The 13,313-nt window shown below is 64.6% G+C and carries 8 protein-coding genes; all 8 read right to left on the reverse strand.

The features are described 5' to 3' along the window. Positions 1 to 36 precede the first annotated feature (36 nt). Positions 37 to 420, reverse strand: coding sequence for a copper-binding protein (locus tag PIN31009_RS11555; RefSeq protein ID WP_174997117.1), 384 nt, complete (start codon positions 418 to 420; stop codon positions 37 to 39). Next, a complete protein-coding gene (locus tag PIN31009_RS11560; RefSeq protein WP_150790338.1) occupies positions 417 to 3,632 on the reverse strand; it encodes an efflux RND transporter permease subunit in 3,216 nt (1,071 codons plus the stop codon). Before PIN31009_RS11560 ends, PIN31009_RS11555 begins: the two co-directional genes overlap by 4 nt. Then, the gene (locus PIN31009_RS11565; protein ID WP_150790339.1) at positions 3,629 to 5,185 is read right to left on the reverse strand and encodes an efflux RND transporter periplasmic adaptor subunit; all 1,557 of its coding nucleotides are present in this window, start codon (positions 5,183 to 5,185) and stop codon (positions 3,629 to 3,631) included. The genes PIN31009_RS11560 and PIN31009_RS11565 overlap by 4 nt, the downstream gene beginning before the upstream one ends. A gap of 11 nt (positions 5,186 to 5,196) precedes the next feature. Beyond that, positions 5,197 to 6,519 carry a TolC family protein gene (locus tag PIN31009_RS11570; protein WP_150790340.1) on the reverse strand — a complete coding sequence of 441 codons (1,323 nt, stop codon included), beginning with the start codon at positions 6,517 to 6,519 and terminating at the stop codon, positions 5,197 to 5,199. Positions 6,520 to 6,617: 98 nt separating this feature from the next. Next, complete coding sequence (locus PIN31009_RS11575; RefSeq protein ID WP_150790341.1) at positions 6,618 to 6,995, reverse strand: hypothetical protein; 378 nt, start codon at positions 6,993 to 6,995, stop codon at positions 6,618 to 6,620. Between the two features lie 90 nt (positions 6,996 to 7,085). Further along, on the reverse strand, positions 7,086 to 7,808 hold the full coding sequence (locus PIN31009_RS11580) for a GntR family transcriptional regulator (RefSeq protein ID WP_150790342.1): 723 nt from the start codon (positions 7,806 to 7,808) through the stop codon (positions 7,086 to 7,088). A gap of 38 nt (positions 7,809 to 7,846) precedes the next feature. After that, a complete protein-coding gene (gene uca / locus PIN31009_RS11585) occupies positions 7,847 to 11,458 on the reverse strand; it encodes an urea carboxylase (RefSeq protein ID WP_150790343.1) in 3,612 nt (1,203 codons plus the stop codon). Between the two features lie 14 nt (positions 11,459 to 11,472). Beyond that, a complete protein-coding gene (atzF, locus tag PIN31009_RS11590; RefSeq protein ID WP_150790344.1) occupies positions 11,473 to 13,296 on the reverse strand; it encodes an allophanate hydrolase in 1,824 nt (607 codons plus the stop codon). Positions 13,297 to 13,313: the final 17 nt, after the last annotated feature.

Genomic DNA, 13,313 nt, shown 5'->3' on the forward strand with positions numbered 1-13,313 from the left:
CGCACCGTTGCGGTACGTCGCCCCCGGTTCCTCGCCTTAGTTCTGCTTTTCCATCCGAACGATAGTCATGGTGCCGTTGACGTTTTCGACGCGCACTTTGACCTTGTCGCCCTCATGCACCTGCGCGGCCATGGCGGCGTCGCGGGTCTTGAACGCCATCGTCATCGCCGGCATGCCGACGTTTTCCAGCGGCCCGTGTTTGATGGTGACCATCCCCGTCGCAGTGTCCGTCTTGCGCACCACGGCATCCGTGAGCTGCCCTGCGGCGGCGGGTTTGGTGCCTTGCGCCGACGGCGACATGGCCATGCCGTTCATATTGCCCATGTTGCTCATGTTGCCCATATCGCCTGCGGCAAAGGCGGCGGTGGAACTCGCGGCAAGCACCGCCATCGCCAGCATCGTCATTGACTTCATCTTCATTGCATTTCTCCAGAGGTAAGGGAAGGCACGTCCGTGCCAGAGGAAACAACCGGGGGTGTTGCGTCGGGGCCAGCGCGCTGCGCCTGTCTCAAGCGGCGACGCTGGAATAAGAACCAAGCGGCGGGAATCACGAACATCGACAGCAACGGTGCCGTGACCATGCCGCCGACCATCGGCGCGGCAATGCGCTGCATGACTTCCGAGCCGGTGCCATGTCCGACCATGATCGGGACGAGACCGGCGAGCACGACGGCCACCGTCATGGCTTTCGGACGCACTCGTAGCACGGCGCCTTCGCGAATGGCGTCACTGAGCATGGCTTCGCTCAACGTTTCGCCAAGGGCCAGCCGGCGGTTAAGGGCACCCTTCAGATACAAGAGCATCACGACGCCGAATTCCGCCGCGACACCGGCCAGCGCGATGAAGCCCACCGACGTGGCGACCGACACGGCGTGACCCAGCAGCCAGATGAGCCAGAAGCCGCCGACCAGTGCGAAGGGCACCGTCGACATCAGCAGGGCAGCGTCCGCTGCCGAGTTGAACGTCAAGAACAGCAGGATGAAGATGACCGCGAGCGTGATCGGAATCACCGTGCGCAGTGTCGTGGCGGCGCGTTCCAGATATTCGAACTGACCGGACCATGCGATGGAATAGCCCGGCGGCAGCACGACCTTCTGTGCGACCGCGTGCTGCATGGCCTTGACGGCCGACTGGAGGTCGGTGTCCCGAATGTCCACGTAGACGTAGCCGGCCAGCCGGGCGTTTTCGCTGCGGATCATCGGCGGCCCGTCGGTCAGCTTGATATCGGCCACATCGGCCAGCCGGATCTGCGCGCCCCGGTCGGTGACGACCGGCAGTTGCCGAAGCGACTCCAGCGAATCGCGAACCTCGCGGGGATACCGCACGTTGATGGGAAACCGCTCCCGGCCCGCGATCACTTCACCGACGTTTTCGCCACCGATCGCCGACGACACCACCGACTGCACATCTGCCACCGACAAGTTGTAGCGTGCCGCCGCCTGACGGTTGACGTCCACATCGATGTAGCGGCCCCCGTTCAGACGCTCGGCAAGCGCCGATGTCACACCCGGCACGGGTTTCACTGCCGCTTCTACCTGCGTGGCGATCTTGTCGATCTGCGTCAGGTCCGGGCCGGAGATCTTCACGCCCACGGGGGTCTTGATGCCGGTAGACAGCATGTCGAGCCGGTTTCGGATCGGCGGCACCCAGACGTTCGATAACCCCGGCACCTTGACCGTGCGGTCCAGTTCGTCGACCAGCTTCTCCGGCGTCATGCCCGGCCGCCATTGACTGCGCGGCTTGAACTGGATCGTGGTCTCGAACATTTCCAGCGGCGCTGGGTCCGTGGCCGTATCCGCGCGCCCCGATTTACCGAAGACGGTGGCAACTTCCGGCACGGTCTTGATCAACCGGTCCGTCTGCTGGAGCAGTTCCGTGGCTTTGGCGGCCGAAATGCCCGGCAACGCGGTGGGCATGTAGAGCAGGTCGCCTTCGTCGAGCGGCGGCAGAAACTCACCACCCAGCCGCGAAATGGGGATCGCTGTCAGCATCAGCGCCACGACGGCGATGCCGATGGTGATCCACGGACGCTGCAACGTGCGCTCCAGCAATGGCCGGTAGAGCCGGATCAAGACCCGGTTGATGGGATTGGACGCCTCGTGCGGAATGCGCCCGCGAATCAGGTAGCCCATCAGCACCGGCACGAGCGTTACCGACAGCCCGGCCGCCGCCGCGATCGTGTACGTCTTGGTGAACGCGAGCGGCGAGAACAGCTTGCCTTCCTGTCCTTCGAGCGAGAACACCGGGATGAACGACAGCGTGATGATCAGCAGCGAGAAGAACAGCGCTGGCCCGACTTCGGCCGCCGAGTCGGCGATCAACTGCCATCGTTTCGCGCCGGTGAGGGGCGTGCCGGGGTGCGCGTGCTCGAACGCTTCCAGATGCTTGTGCGCGTTCTCGATCATGACGATGGCCGCGTCGATCATGGCGCCAATGGCGATGGCGATACCGCCCAACGACATCAGATTGGCGTTCACGCCCTGATAGCGCATGACGATGAAGGCGGCCAGCACGCCCAGCGGCAACGACAGGATGGCGACAAATGCGCTGCGCAAATGGAACAGAAAGACCGCGCAGACCAGCCCGACGATGATGAACTCCTCGATCAGCTTGTCTTTGAGGTTGTCGACCGCGCGCTCGATCAGTTGCGACCGGTCGTACGTCGTGACCACCTCGACGCCCGGTGGCAGCGACTTTTTCAGGTCGGCCAGCCGGGCCTTGACGCCGTCGATCGTCGTCAACGCGTTCTTGCCCGAGCGCATGACGATGACCCCGCCGGCCACTTCGCCTTCGCCGTTCAATTCGGCGATGCCTCGCCGCATTTCCGGACCGATCTGGATGCGTGCAACGTCGCTGAGCAGTACCGGCGTGCCCGCGTCGTCGCTGCGCAACGGGATGTGGCGGAAATCGTCCAGCGTTTGCAGATAGCCGGTGGAACGGACCATGTACTCCGACTCCGCCATTTCCACCACCGAACCGCCAGAGGCCTGATTGGCCTTCGTCAACGCATCGATCACGGTGCTGTGCGTGATGCCGTAGGCGCGCAGCTTGTCCGGATCGAGGACGACCTGATACTGCCGGACCATGCCGCCCAGCGATGCGACCTCGGCAACGTCCGGCACCGACTTCAGCTCGAACTTGATGAACCAGTCGTTGAGCGCGCGCAACTGGCCCAAGTCATGTTTGCCGGTGCGGTCGACGAGCGCGTACTCGTAGACCCAGCCCACGCCCGTGGCATCCGGGCCCAGTGCTACGGTCGCGCCTTGCGGCAAGCGGCTTTGCACCTGATTGAGATACTCGAGCACGCGCGAGCGCGCCCAGTACTGGTCGGTCTTGTCGTCGAAGAGCACATAGATGAAGGCATCGCCGAACGACGAATACGCGCGAATCGTCTTGGCACCGGGCACGCCGAGCAACGTCGTCGTGAGCGGATACGTCACCTGATCTTCGATGACCTGCGGTGCTTTGCCCGGATACGACGCCTTGATGATCACCTGCGTGTCCGACAGGTCGGGGAGGGCATCGAGCGGCGTTCGGGCGAGCGAGTACACGCCCCACGCCGCAACGAGTACGGTCGCCAGCAACACCAGAAAGCGGTTGTGGATCGACCAATGAATGATGCGGGCAATCATCGCTGGCCTCCGCCGACAGGCTCGACCTTCGTCAACTGGTATCCCTCATCGGTCTGCCGGAACACGAAGTGCAGCGTCTGACCCGGCTTCACGTCGGCAAAGGCCGTGGGCGACGATTTGCCGAATGCCATGGTCATCGCCGGCCAGCCGAGCGCCGGTACGGGTTGATGCGAAAACGTGATGCCCTCGGCCGTGACCGATTCGACCTTGCCCGTGGTTTCGTACGTCTGCGACGCCCCCGACCCGGCTGCCGCCGATGCGCTGGCGGGTTTGTCCGGTGCCATGGGCGTTATGGGTGTCATCGGCGACCCGGCGTCTGCAACGGGCAACACCGATTTCAGGCTGGCTTCCGAGTCGATGAGGAACTGGCCCGACGCCACGACGCGCTGGCCGTCGCTCAGTCCGCTGACGATTTCCGTGTCGTTGCCGAAGTCGCTGCCGACCGTGACGTTGACCGGTTGCAGGAGGCCGTCAGCGTTCTGCACGATCACAACCGTGCGTTTGCCGGTGGCGATGACCGCCTCGGAAGGCACGAGCAAGCGTGGGGCCGTTGCTTGCCCGGCGATGCGAACCCGGAGCCACATGCCGGGCGTGAGCTTGCCGTCGGCGTTGTCGAGTTCGAGGCGGGCGGCCAGCGTGCGGCTGTTCGGATTGATGCCGGGCAGAATTTCGCGAATCCGGCCGGTGAGGTGTTGTGACGCGTCGGTAGCCAACGTAGCGTCGACGGTCATGCCCGGTTGCACGCGCGTGGCCATCGCCTCGGGAATGTCGACGATGACCCAGAGCTTCGCGAGGCCAGCGACCTTCGCCAGCGTCTGTCCCGGCGTGACCATCGCGCCGTTGCGCACGTTCAACTCAGTCAGCACGCCGGCACGCGGGGCGGGCAATACGACATGGGTTTGCACAGTGCCGGTCCGATCCAGCGCTGCAATCAATCCGTCGGGAATGGACAAAGCGCGCATGCGGGCACGCGCAGCGGCGAGCATGCCGTCGTCCATGTGACTGCGTTTGAGCGCGAGGTATTCCTCTTGCGGCGGCAGCCAGTCCGGCACGTACAGTGACGCAATCGGAGCGCCTTGCTTCACCCGTTGCATCGGCGCACTCGCATACAGTCGGTCGATGTAGCCGGTCACGCGCGACTGGACAACATCCGCCTGCGACTCGTCGAACTGGGTACTGCCCACCGCCTCGAAGCTTTCGCTCACCGCCTGCCTGCGCACTGTGGCATAGCGGATGCCCAGATTCTGCTGTAGATCGGCATTGATCTTGATACCGTTCGAGGCCGCTTCGTCGGCATAGACGGGCACCAGTTGCATGTCCATGAAGGGCGACTTGCCGGGCTTGTCGAAGTGCTGATTCGGTTGCATCGGGTCGTGCCAGTACAGCACTTTGCGCGTGGCAGTACCGGTCGGCGCGGCGTCGGCCTTGCCGTCAGCCATTGCGGTTGCCGACACCGGCGCCGTTTCGCGCTTGCCTGCGACATAGCCCGCGCCGAGCAGCGCAGCGGCGGCAAATAATCCGGCGATGCCGATGACCAGAGGTTTCTTGTTCATATTCGTCTCCCTCATTGGTCCGCCGCCATGCTGGGCGGGACCACTTGATATTCGAGTTGGGCCCACGCCAGCGAGGTGTCGCGCTGCACGTCCAGCGCCTGCAACTGCGCTTCCAGCTGCGCGCGCTTGGCCGCGAAGATGTCGGTCAGCGCGCCGTTACCCGCCTGATAGGCGGCGGTGGCCAACTGCACTCGCTGGTCGGCGGCAGGCAGCAGCGTGCCGTTCAGATTGGCCAGACGCTGGTGGCCGTTCTCGATGAGGGTGGCGAGGTTGTGGATGTCGGCTTGCACTTGCCGTTGCGTGTCCTCGTACACCAGCCGTGCACGAGTGCCCAACTCGGCCTTTTCCGCCACATCGCGGTCCTGACGGCTGCCCCGGTGGATCGGCAGGGGAATGCTCACGCCGACCGACACCATGTTCGAGTACTGGCTGCCGCGTTGCTGATACGCGACTTCCCAACTCCAGTTCGGCGTGCGGTCGCTGCGTGCAACCGAGGTATCGGCGTCAGCGGCAGCAATGTCGGCTTCGGCCGAAATCAGGGCAGGCTGCACCCGATCCAGCTGTTCGGGCGGTAACGACGGCACCGCCGAGTCGGTGGCGGGCGGGGCGCCGACCACATCGCCGACCGTGGCCGTGGTCCAGCGAGACAAGGCGATGAGCGTGGACTGGAGCGTTTGCTGCGCTTTGAGGCGTTGATCCTGCGCCTGACCTAGCATCGCCTGCGCTTGTGCCACGTCGGCCGCCGAGGCTTTGGCACCGCGATACGACGCCCGCGTCGCGCCCAGTTCGTGGGTCATGTGCATGACCAGCGCCTGCTGCAACGTGAGGGCCCGTTTGGCATAGACGGCATTGAGCCATGCCGTCGCGGTCTGCTGCCGGACATTGGCCACCTGCATGAGATACGCCGCGCGATCGCGGTCGACTCTGCGGTTGCCCAGCGCGGTGCGCAGTTGCCGCTTCTCAGACGAGACCCACTCCTGTTCGATGCCGATACGGCGCATCGTCATGAAGTCCTGCCCGACGGTAAAGCGCTGGTCGCCGTTGATGGGCAAGTTGTCGATGCCGGCCTTGAGCATCGGGTCGGGCAGTTGCCCGGCTTTCACGGCGGCCTCGGCACTGGACCGGACGGACGCCTGCGCCGCCTGCATGCTGGCAGAGCGTGTCACTGCCGACTGAAGCGCGGCTTCAAGCGTGAAGGGGACGGATTGTGACGCGCTGCTCGCTTGCGCGAATGCACTGGGTGCACTGGCGCCAACGAGAGCGAGCGTGATGAAGAGAACGCACGAGTGCGTTCGGGTGCGCCAGCGAATGGACGCACCGGGAATCGGATGCATGGTAGAACCCCGAATCGACGAACCCCATAGGGATTCGCGCTCCGCATGGAGCAACTTCGCCGCTTGCGCGACGAACCTTGATCAAAAACTGGCTGGGGTCAGAGCGATGTGGGTGGGCGCCACGGGCCGTCGGGTTCGCGCACGCTGAGGGTGTCGGCGTAGGCGAACGTGACGGCCGTCATGGGGCCGAAGGGGCGGGTGGCCGACGGCAGGTCGACCGGGTGATACAGGCTGCCCAGTTGGCACTGGGTGGTGGCCTTGCAGAACGGCGCTTTGAGCTTGACGCCGTCGGGGGCTTTCATGGAATCGCAGCCGGCCATATCAGTGCCCATGGCTGCCATCGCGACCATATCGCCGTCATCCATCGACGTCGACATCTGCATCGGACAAGCGCCGGTCAAGCCGCTGGCCGCCAGCCCACTGATGGGCAGCACGGCGCAAAGCAGAAAGAGGCAGCAAATCCGCAGGAATTTCATCGTGCGGAGTATAGCAGTCCGTTATCTGCGTTGGCTGGGATTTCGATGCCCATGGCCTGTTGTGGATGACTTATCGCCTAGTTGAATCATTCACTCATCTGCCGCGTAGCGTTGCCGGGCCGATTGCAGCATGTACAGCGTGATGCGCTTCACTTCCGCCTGACTTTCGGCGATATGGGCCTTGATCCTCGATTGCGCGAGCGCGACGTTGCCGTCCTGAATGGCGTCGAGAATGGCCGCGTGTTCCTCGTAGGTTGCGGCAATGCGGGGCACTTTCGTAAAGTCCAGCCGGCGGATGATGCGAATGCGCTCGGTGACGTCCTGATGCATGCGCGACATCTCGATGTTGCCCGTCGCCGCCACGAGTCCCGCGTGAAAGGCTTCATCGAGCGAGGCTACGGTTGCCGGGTCGCCTTCGCGCTGCTCCGGTGCCACGCACCAGATGGCGCGCAAGGCGGCCAGCGACGGCACCATCGCGCCTTCGATGATGCGGGCGATGGCGGCCGACTCCATCACGATGCGAATCTCGTACAGGTCTTCGAAGTACTTGAAATCGAACGCGCGGACTTGCCACCCGCTCTTGAAATGAACATCGACGTACCCTTCGCGCTGCAACCAGAACAGCGCCTGCCGCACGGGCGTCCGGCTGATTTGCATGCGGGTGGCGACGTCGCCTTCGCTGAAGCGGTCGCCGGGCAGCAGACGAAAGTCGAAGATATCGGCTTTCAGCGACGCATAGACCTGTGCCGCAATCGAGTGGGCACTGCTCGCCGGACCTTGCTTCTCCGGCAGAAGGGCATTGTTTTCGTTCATGGCAATGGCACGTAGTGAAGGGGGCAGCAAACAAAGGGTCAGCTAAGCGAGACGAGCGGATCGCCCGCGTGAATCATCATGCCGGGACGGCAGTGGAACGTGTCGACGATGCCGTCGCGCGGGGCCGCAATATGGAATTCCATTTTCATCGCCTCCAGAATCAGCAGCGGATCGCCGGCGCTCACCCGTTCGCCCGGCTGCGCGACCAGCTTCCACACGCTGCCGCTGATATCGGCCGCGACCACCGAGCCGTCGATACGAATCTCGGCCGCCGGGTCGCCGCGTTCGGCGGCCTTAGGCGCGTGTGCCGCTTCGTGATTCCACCGCTGGACCTCGGCATCGAACGCCGACTTTTGTGCCGCCTTGAAGGTTGCCAGCTCGGGCGCGATGCGTTCGAGAAACGCGTTGTACTCGCCCAGATCGAAGGTCTCGTCTTCGATACGCACGCTTTGACGGCCCTCGCGGAAGTCCTGACGAAGCTTGTCGAGTTCGGCTTCCGTGACCGGATAGAAGCGCACCTGATCGAAGAAGCGCAGCAACCACGGCTTGCCGTCGATGAACACCTCGTTCTTGAGAAACTTGTTCCAGATCGGCAGCGTGCGCCCGACGAGCTGATAACCGCCCGGCGAATCCATCCCGTAGATGCACATGTACACGCCGCCGATGCCCACCGTGCCCTCGGCGGTGTAGGTGCGCGCAGGGTTGTATTTCGACGTCATCAGGCGATGGCGCGGGTCGACCGGCACGGCACACGGGGCGCCGAGATAAACGTCGCCCAGCCCCAGCACCATATAGCTGGCCTCGAACACGGTGTTACGCACGTCGTCTGGCGTCGCGAGCCCATTGATGCGGCGGATGAACTCGGTATTGCTCGGCAGCCACGGCGCGGTGTCGCGCACCGACTGCCGGTAGCGGGCGACGGCGTCGAGCGTGGCGGCGTCTTCATAGGCCATCGGCAGATAGACGACGCGGCTCGGCACGCGCATCGTCCGAATGTCGCTCAGCGCGTCATCGGTCGCGGCGACAACGCTAACGAGTGCCCGTTGATCGATTACCCGGCTGTCGTAACGAATTTGCAGCGAGCGTACGCCGGGCGACAGTTCGAGAATGCCGTTCTGCGCTTGCTCGCGCAGCGACGTCATGAGCGCGTGGATACGAAAGCGCAGGTTGAGATCGAGCACGTTCTCGCCGAATTCCACGAGTACGTGCTTGTCGCCGGCTTGGCGGATCACCGTCTTGGGGCGTTCGCCGTGGGCCGCCGTCTCGTGCAGGATCGGCGATGCACCCGGCGACGTGAAGCGTGGGGTCAAAGCGGTAGCAACGCCATTCATGTCGAAGCCGTGTTCGAGCAGCGCGTCTTGCGCGCGTTCGAGCACCAACGCGTCATCGAACGACATCGGCCGAAAACGGATCTTGTCGCCCGGTTTGACTTGGCCTACCTTCCACAACTCGGCTTTCGCGATGGTGACGGGGCAAACGAAGCCGCCGAGGCTGGGGCCGTCGCGAGTGAGAATCACCGGCATGTCGCCCGTGAAGTTGATGCTGCCCACGGCGTATTCGCAATCGTGGATGTTCGACGGATGGAGACCCGCTTCGCCGCCGTCGGCACGCGCCCACTCGGGCGCCGGGCCATTGAGCCGGATGCCAAGCCGGTTCGAGTTGTAGTGCACTTCCCATTCGGCGTCGAAGAACGCGGCGATCGACGCCGGGGTAAAGAAGTCCGGTGCGCCATGGGGGCCGTAGAGCACGCCGATGTCCCACGTCTTGCCGTAGGCCGGCACCCACGCTTGCGGTAGTGCCACCGGGGCATGCCGGGGCGTGAGGTCGGCGGTTGCCGGGGCCGCCGGGTCGGCAATCGGCAGGATGTCGGAGGGACGCAGGGTGCGCCCGCCATGTCCACCGAACTGCCCCAAGGCGAACGTGGCACGACTGCCGAGATACACCGGTACGTCGAGCCCATTGCGCACGGCGAGATACGTGCGGCAGCCGCTGAGCGTCTTGCCCATGCGCAGCGTCTGGCCGGACTTGACGGTAATCGGCGCCCAGAACGCGACGGGTTCGCCATCCAACGTGGCATCGGTCGGTGCGCCGGTCAGTGCGATGACGGCGTCGTGCCAGAAGCGCAGCGTTGGGCCGACGACGGTCGCCTCGATGCCCGCGGCCTGAGCCACGTTGCCGACGATGGTGTTGCCCACGCGAAACGCCCAGTCGTCCATTGGGCCGGACGGCGGCACGCCGATGTCCCAATAGCCGACGCGGCCCGGATAGTCCTGCACGGTGGTGTAGGTGCCCGGCTCGATGACTTCGATGGCGTTGGGCGCGTAGGCAAACGTGTCGAGCGCACGCGTCGAGACATGGCCGGTGCCGAACGCCTCGGAGGCCACCACGGCGCGAAGGTAATCAAGGTTGGTCGCGATGCCGCCAAGGCGCGTCTGCGACAAGGCCTGTTGCAGGTTGGCGATGGCCGCTGGGCGATCGTCGCCATACGCGATGATCTTGGCGATCATCGGGTCGTAATGCGCCGAGACTTCCGTGCCGGTGGATACCCACGTATCGACGCGAACGTCCGCCGGGAAGTTGGCCTCGGTCAATACACCGGGGCTCGGTGCGAAGTGCTTCAGCGGATTCTCGGCGTAGACGCGCACTTCGATGGCGGCGCCACGCCCCGTGACGTCCTGCGTCAGTGAGGGCGGTTCACCCGCTGCCGTGCGGATCATCCATTCCACCAGATCGATGCCGGTGACTGCCTCGGTAATGGCGTGTTCCACCTGAAGCCGCGTGTTGACTTCGAGGAAGTAGAACTGCGCCTGCGCGGCGTCGTATATGAACTCCACCGTGCCGGCGGACCGGTAAGCGACCGATTGACCGAGCCGGCGGGCAGCGGCCAGCAATTGCTCTCGTATCTCGGCGGGCAGATTGGGCGCGGGTGTTTCTTCGACGACTTTCTGGTTACGCCGCTGCAACGAGCAGTCGCGCTCGCCCAGCGTGATGACGTTCCCTTGGCCGTCGCCAAAGATCTGCACTTCCACGTGGCGGGCCCGGTCGACAAAGCGCTCGACGAACACGCCTGCGTTGGCGAAGAACGATTTCCCCAGACGTTGCACGGATGCGAAGGCCGCCGTCAGTTCTGCCGCGTCGTTGCAACGCGTGAGCCCGATGCCACCGCCCCCGGCGGTGCTTTTGAGCATCACCGGATAGCCGATGGCATCGGCTGCTGCGTGCGCGGCATCGATGTCTTCCAGCAAACCGGAGCCCGGCGTCAGCGGCACGCCGGCTTGTTCCGCCAACGCTCTGGCGGCGTGCTTCAGACCGAACTGCGACATCTGCGCGGGCGTCGGTCCCACGAAGGCGATGCCTTGTGCCTCGCATTCGGCGGCAAAGTCAGCGTTCTCCGAGAGAAACCCGTAACCGGGAATGATGGCCTGCGCGCCGCTCGACTTTGCCGCAGCCAGGATCAGATCGGTGCGCAGATAACTCTCGGCTGCCGTGTTGCCGCCGAGTGGAATGGCGATGTCGGCAGCAGCGACGTGCAGGCTGTTGCGGTCAGCATCCGAATAAACCGCGACGCTGCGAATGCCCATGCGCGCCAGCGTGCGGGCGATGCGGCACGCGATCTCGCCACGGTTGGCGATCAGAACGGTATGAAACATGGCGGGCTCCGGGGTCAGTGCGCGGTCGCGGTGGCGATGTTGCGCATCGCTTGCAGGTAGTCGGCCCAGCCGCCGTATTCGGTAATGTCTTTCGCCTCACGGAGTGCAAACGGCTCGCAGATGAAGCCCTTCACGTGTCGGCCGTCGGCGAGTTCCAGCGTGCCGATGCCCAGCGGCGCCGGAATGCCTGCGACAAACGTGCCAAACGCGTCGGCGGGCACATCCCACAACTCGACGCGTATCGCCGCGCCGCTGTCGGCACGGGCCAGCCCGGGCTTGGGGGGCGTGGTGTTGGCGAGGGCGTAAAGCCGGTAGTCCGCGCTGGTCGTCGTGGCTTCGACGAAGCGCGCGTTGCGTGACGTCAACTCATGGTTGAGCGGCATGCCGCGCAGATGGGCACCGACGACGGCCACGCGAATGGTTGCCGAGCTATCGGCACGCGCAGGAATCGACGCGTCCTTCGGCAGCGGCAGGCCAGTCGCGCCGCGCGACAGTTCCGTGCGTTGATGCCACTTGGCCGCGTAGGCGGCGAGCGCGCGTTCGCACCACGCGTCGGCGATCAGCGTGATACCGAACGGCAGGCCGTCGCTTCGCAGACTGGCGGGCACAGAGATGGCGCTCCAGTCCAGCAGATTGACGAAGTTGGTGTACTTGCCCTGATTGCTGTTCAGGCGCACGGGGTCGTCGAGCAGTTCGGCGATTCGGTAGTGCGTAGGGGCTGTGGGCACGAGCAGGGCGTCGAACTGCGCGAGGAGGGCGTCGGCACGCCGCTTGAGGTCGGCAAGGCGATACACACCGTCGAACGCATCGGCGGCGGAGAACTGCGTCGCCTTGAAGATGATGTCGCGCACGACTGGATGAATGTCGGCCTCGTTCGACTGGGCGAAGTCGCGCACGGCGGCATATCGCTCGGCGACCCATGCGCCGTCATATAGCAATGCCGCGACCTCGTCGAACAGCGAGAAGTCGATCGGCACGCAGGTCGCGCCTTGCGCCTGCATGGCGGCCACGGCGTCGCGGAAGGCTTGCTCGGCCAATTTGTCGCCGAAGAATTCGGGCTGCTGGGGAATGGCAAACCGTGGGGCGTCAGGCATGCGCCACGCCAAGGCGGCCGATGGCGCTTCACGCGACAGGCCGTCGGCGACATCGAGCGCGGCGGCGACGTCGTACACCCGCGTGGCATCGCTGACCGTCGTCGCAAAAACAGACACGCAGTCGAGCGTGCGGCAGGCGGGCACCACCCCGGTATTGCTGAATGCACCGCGCGTGGGCTTGAGGCCGACGATGTTATTCAGCCCTGCCGGCACACGGCCGGAACCTGCCGTGTCGGTACCCAGCGAGAACGGAACCAGACCGCGCGCGACCACCGAGGCCGAGCCTGAACTGGAGCCGCCACTGATGTAATCGGGATCGAACGCGTTGGTGGGAATGCCGTAGGGGGAGCGCACGCCGACCAGACCGGTGGCGAACTGATCTAAGTTGGTCTTGCCGATGACGATAGCGCCTGCGTTGACCAGTCGCGCGATGACGGTCGCGTCGCGATCCGGGGTGTAGGCAAAGGCCGGGCAGCCGGCCGTCGTGTCGAAGCCGAGCGCGTCGATGTTGTCCTTGGCGGCAAACGGCACGCCGTAGAGCGGCAGCTTGTCGTGGTCGCCACCCGCAGCGGCCAACCGATCGGCAAGACGCGAGAGTTGGTCCGCGAGTGCTGTTTCCGATACCACGGAGATCCATGCCGGGTCGGGGGCAAGCAACGTCTGACGCAATGCAGTGAGCAAAGCTTCCGGGGTTGCCCCGCCGCGATACGCCTCAAGCCAGTCGCCGATGGTCCATCCACGCATTTGGTACTCCTTCTTGT

Origin of the sequence: Pandoraea iniqua (genome assembly GCF_902459685.1) — a bacterium.
Lineage (GTDB): Bacteria > Pseudomonadota > Gammaproteobacteria > Burkholderiales > Burkholderiaceae > Pandoraea > Pandoraea iniqua.